The 4,025-nt window shown below is 67.0% G+C and carries 6 protein-coding genes and 1 tRNA gene; all 7 read right to left on the bottom strand.

The annotated features are described in order from the left end of the window. Positions 1-191 (bottom strand): transcription termination/antitermination NusG family protein (locus VGB60_RS04030; protein ID WP_331036992.1); only part of this gene is annotated, 191 nt, incomplete at its 3' end. A gap of 10 nt (positions 192-201) precedes the next feature. Further along, complete coding sequence (gene secE / locus VGB60_RS04025) at positions 202-492, bottom strand: preprotein translocase subunit SecE (protein ID WP_331036991.1); 291 nt, start codon at positions 490-492, stop codon at positions 202-204. Between the two features lie 65 nt (positions 493-557). Continuing rightward, positions 558-633 (bottom strand) — tRNA-Trp (locus VGB60_RS04020). 111 nt (positions 634-744) lie between these two features. Further along, positions 745-2,079, bottom strand: a complete 1,335-nt coding sequence (locus VGB60_RS04015) for a hemolysin family protein (RefSeq protein ID WP_331036990.1) — start codon at positions 2,077-2,079, stop codon at positions 745-747. Positions 2,080-2,168: 89 nt separating this feature from the next. Continuing rightward, on the bottom strand, positions 2,169-2,297 hold the full coding sequence (locus VGB60_RS04010) for a hypothetical protein (protein ID WP_331036989.1): 129 nt from the start codon (positions 2,295-2,297) through the stop codon (positions 2,169-2,171). A gap of 138 nt (positions 2,298-2,435) precedes the next feature. Then, positions 2,436-3,746, bottom strand: coding sequence for a mechanosensitive ion channel (locus VGB60_RS04005; protein WP_331036988.1), 1,311 nt, complete (start codon positions 3,744-3,746; stop codon positions 2,436-2,438). 157 nt (positions 3,747-3,903) lie between these two features. Next, positions 3,904-4,025: hypothetical protein (locus VGB60_RS04000; RefSeq protein WP_331036987.1), on the bottom strand; the 122-nt coding region annotated here is incomplete at its 5' end.

Raw genomic sequence — 4,025 nt, 5'->3', positions numbered from 1 at the left:
TTCCGGCCGCGGCGGATCTCGACCACGTCCTCGGTCGGCACCAGGATTTCAGAGAAACAGTCTTCCAGACCCTGCTGGCGCGCCTGATCGGTCAGGTGCTGCGCCACCTTCTTCTCGAAGTTCGAATAGGCGTGGACGATGTACCACTTGTGCCGGGGATTGGCGGCGGGCTTGGTCGTTGCGTCGGTCATGGTGTCTTTCCTACTGGCCGATCGCGAGGATGAAGCGCGACAGGAAGGCCAGGCCGGTGTCGACGACGAAGAAGAAGACGGCGGCGATCAGCACCATGATGAAAACCATCACCGAGGTGATCCAGGTCTCCTTGCGGCTCGGCCAGACGATCTTGCGGCCCTCGGCGCGGACCTGGCTGGCGAACTGCGGAATCGAGGTGCGCTTCTTGGGCGCCGCGGGTTCGGCGGCGACGGCGGCCCCGGCGATCGCCGGCTGAACGGTCTGGGGGCGACGCCCCGAAGGGTTCTTGGCCTTGGCCATGCTGTGGGTCTCGTTTTCAACGCGGTCTGACGGTGCAGATGGGAAGCCGCCCCGTCAGGTAAAAGTGGCAGGAGTGGAGGGACTCGAACCCACGACCCTCGGTTTTGGAGACCGATGCTCTACCAGCTGAGCTACACTCCTGTGGTTCCGGTCAAAACTACAACGCGCCAGAGGGTTGCCCCCCGGGCGCGTTCAGCTTCGCCAGACCGCGGCGTATGCCCCACCCCGACCGGGTTTTCAAGGGCGGATGGGTCAGTCGTCGTAGTGGGCGGCGACCGCTTCGGCCTCGTCTTTCGCATTGACGACCTGACGGAACAGCAGCCGGTCGATGCGGCGGTCGTCCATCTCGACGATCTCGACCTCGAACCGCCCCAGTTGCAGCACCTCGCCCTTGTCCGGGACGCGCGACAGCTGGTGCAGGACCAGCCCCGCGACGGTGTGGAAGCCGTCGGCCTCGCCGAAATCCTCGCCCAGCGCGTCGGCCAGTTCGTCGATGTCGGTTTGGCCGTCGACCAGCCAGGAGCCGTCTTCCTGCTGCTTCACATTGACGTCGGCGTCGTCGTGGCCCTCGTCGAAGTCGCCGGCGATCATCTCCAGCAGGTCGGTGGCGGTGACCACGCCCTCGAAGGCCCCGAACTCGTCGACGAGGAAGGCCATGTGAACCTTCGACGCTTTCAGTATCTCCAGCGCCTTCAGCACCGAGGTCGACTGGGGGATGAAGGCTGGGGTCTGCACCAGCCGCTCGACGTTGAACTCGCCGTTGTCCAGAAGGCTGTCCAGCAGGTCCTTCTTGTGGACCACGCCCAGAGGGTTATCGACGTCGTTCTCGCGCGCGACCACGATCCGCGAATAGGGACAGGTGCGGATTTCCTGACGCAGCTGTTCCTCGGTGTCGTCCAGCGCGATCCAGAACACCTCGTGCCGCGGCGTCATCGCCACGCGGATCGGGCGGTCGCCGAGGCGCAGGATCTCTTCGATCATCTCCTGCTCTTCCGGTTCGATCAGACCCGACGCCGTGCCCTCGGCGATCATGGTCTCGACCTCCTCCTGAGTGACGTCGGTCCCATCGCGGTCCTTGACCCCCATCACCTTCAGGATGGCCGACGTCGAGACGGTGAGCAGGTCCACGAACGGCTTCAGCACGATCGCCACCGTCGAGATCGGCGCCGCCATCTTGGAGGCGATCGACTCGGGGAAGATCAGCGCCAGCCGCTTGGGCACCAGCTCGCCGACGATCACCGACACATAGGTGATGAAGACGATGACCAGGATGGTCGACAGGACGTGGGTATAGCCCTCGTACCCTGGCAGGAGCCGCTCGAAGATCAGGTCCAGCTCGCCGGCGATGGCGGCCTGACCATAGGCGCCCGCGGCGATGCCGATCAGGGTGATGCCGACCTGCACGGCCGACAGGAAATGGGTTGGGTCCTCGGCCAGCTTCAGCGCCGAGCGCGCGCCCTTGTCACCCCGCTCGGCGCGGCTCTGCAGCTTCGACTTGCGGGAGGAGACGACCGCCAGTTCCGTCATGGCGAACAGGCCGTTGAGCACCACGAGGAGCAGAACGACGACGATGGCGAGAGCTAACATCTAGTGGGGGTTGGACCGGCGCGGCGCGACAGCCGGCGTCCGCGGCGCGATATTAGGGGCAAAAGCCCCCCGCCGCCATGGAATCTTGATCAGCGGGTGCGCCCAGCCTCGATCGAGCCGTAGGGACCGCGCGACGCGTCAGCCGCCGGCAGGGCGGCGCAGGCCGACATGCCGATCAGGGTGCCGATGAAAAGACCCGTTCGAAGCGCTCGCCGCATTGGTTACCAAATCCCTAACGTCCGTGATCCGAACGTAGGCTCCCGTTCCCGGGTTCCGCGCAACCGATCACCCGCCGAGGGGGAATTGCGAAGGGGCGGCGCTCGCGCGCCGCCCCCTGCAGGCGAACTTCGCTGCGGCTACATCGGCGGCGGCGTTTTCCGGGTGACCTTGTCGGCCCAGGTCTGGGCGACCTGTCCGGCGGCCGTGCGACCGCCGAGGCCGAAGGCCAGCGCCGCGGCCACGGCGGCCGCGCCCAGCACCAGCCCGAAGGCCAGCAGCACGATGTCGTCGGCGATCCCCATGAACCGCAGGCCCATGGCCGTGGCCAGGGCGATGGTGGCCCAGCGCACGAGGGTCGAGGCGAAGCGATCCGCTCCGCCCGTGCCCTTGTTGATCAGACGCGCCAGCACGTCGGCGATCAGGACGCCGGCGGTGATGATCACGCCGCCGACGATGACGCGCCCGGCCAGGCCGAGGATCTCCTCGACCGTCATGGCCAGGGTCGAGAACTGCAGCAGCCGCGCGGCCTCGACCGCGGTGAAGGCGACGATTGCCACCATCACCAGCTTGCCGACCACGCGCGACGGGGTCATGGGGGCCGAGGCCGTCGAGCCGCCGCCCATGGCCGCCGCGGTGGCCGGCGTCACGTCGCCGGCGTAGGGCGCGGGGGCCGGGCTCGGCTCGACCGGCTGCTTGCCGCCCGCCATGTTCATGACGGCGGAGACGCTGCGGTCGAAGCCGGTCGCCGGCAGGATGCGCTCGATGATCTGAGCGACCCAGCGACCGATGAACCAGCCGATGGCGAGGACGATGGCCGCCGCCAGAACGCGCGGGATGGCGTCGAACACGGTCGACAGCACCGCCACGGCCGGAACGGTCAGGGACTCGATGCCCAGCTGCTCCAGCGCCGCGATGGTGATCGGGATCAGAACGAGCACGAACACCAGAGTGCCGACGGCGGTGCTGACGCCGGTCGAACCGGTCGCCCGCGACAGGCCAGCCTTCTCCAGCCAGCGGTCGGCGTTCGCGGCCTGGAGCGCGGCCTCGGTGACGCGCCGCGCCAGCGTCGCCACCACGAAGCCGATGAAGAAGATCAAGACGGCGCCGATCACGTTCGGCAGGAAGCTGGCCACCTGCGTGAGCAGGGTGTTCAGCGGCGTAACCACTTGACCGAGGTTGAGAACGCCGAGCGCCGCGACGACGCCGAACAGGAGAATAAGCCAGAAAGCGACGTCGCCCAGGCTGTGCCCGACCGAACGTTTCGGGTCTTCGCTCAGATTGGCCTTTGACGCGCCCGGGATGCGGTTGACGCCCTTGGCAAGCGCCCATTTCGCCGCCTTGCCGATGAACCAGGCCGCCACGAGGATCAGGATCGCGCCCAGCACCCGGGGCGCCCAGACCTCGATCAACTGCTCCCAGCCTATGAATTCGTATCCTGTGTCGTACATGCGTTCAGCCCGTTCGCGCCGCGACCGTCGCGGCGTTCCTGAGCCGCAAACGGAGCGGGGGCTGTTAATGTTCCTGACAAACGATGCGGCGGGCAAAGCAAAACCCCCGCCGGATTGCTCCAGCGGGGGCTCTGTTGTTCAGATCAGACCGTAGCGCTTAGGCGACGATCTTCGACACCACGCCGGCGCCGACGGTGCGGCCGCCTTCGCGGATGGCGAAGCGCAGCTTCTCTTCCATCGCGATCGGGGTGATCAGCTCGACGTTCAGCTCGGCGTTGT

Origin of the sequence: Brevundimonas sp. (assembly GCF_036399195.1) — a bacterium.
Taxonomy (GTDB): Bacteria; Pseudomonadota; Alphaproteobacteria; order Caulobacterales; family Caulobacteraceae; genus Brevundimonas.
The sequence above is the reverse complement of the archived record's forward strand: the minus strand, read 5'-3'. Positions and strand labels throughout refer to the sequence as shown.

Bases quoted from the DNA above. Each gene is read 5' to 3' on its own strand.
- secE (WP_331036991.1), bottom strand. From the start codon at position 492: ATGGCCAAGGCCAAGAACCCTTCGGGGCGTCGCCCCCAGACCGTTCAG.
- VGB60_RS04015 (WP_331036990.1), bottom strand. From the start codon at position 2,079: ATGTTAGCTCTCGCCATCGTCGTCGTTCTGCTCCTCGTGGTGCTCAAC.
- VGB60_RS04010 (WP_331036989.1), bottom strand. From the start codon at position 2,297: ATGCGGCGAGCGCTTCGAACGGGTCTTTTCATCGGCACCCTGATCGGC.
- VGB60_RS04005 (WP_331036988.1), bottom strand. From the start codon at position 3,746: ATGTACGACACAGGATACGAATTCATAGGCTGGGAGCAGTTGATCGAG.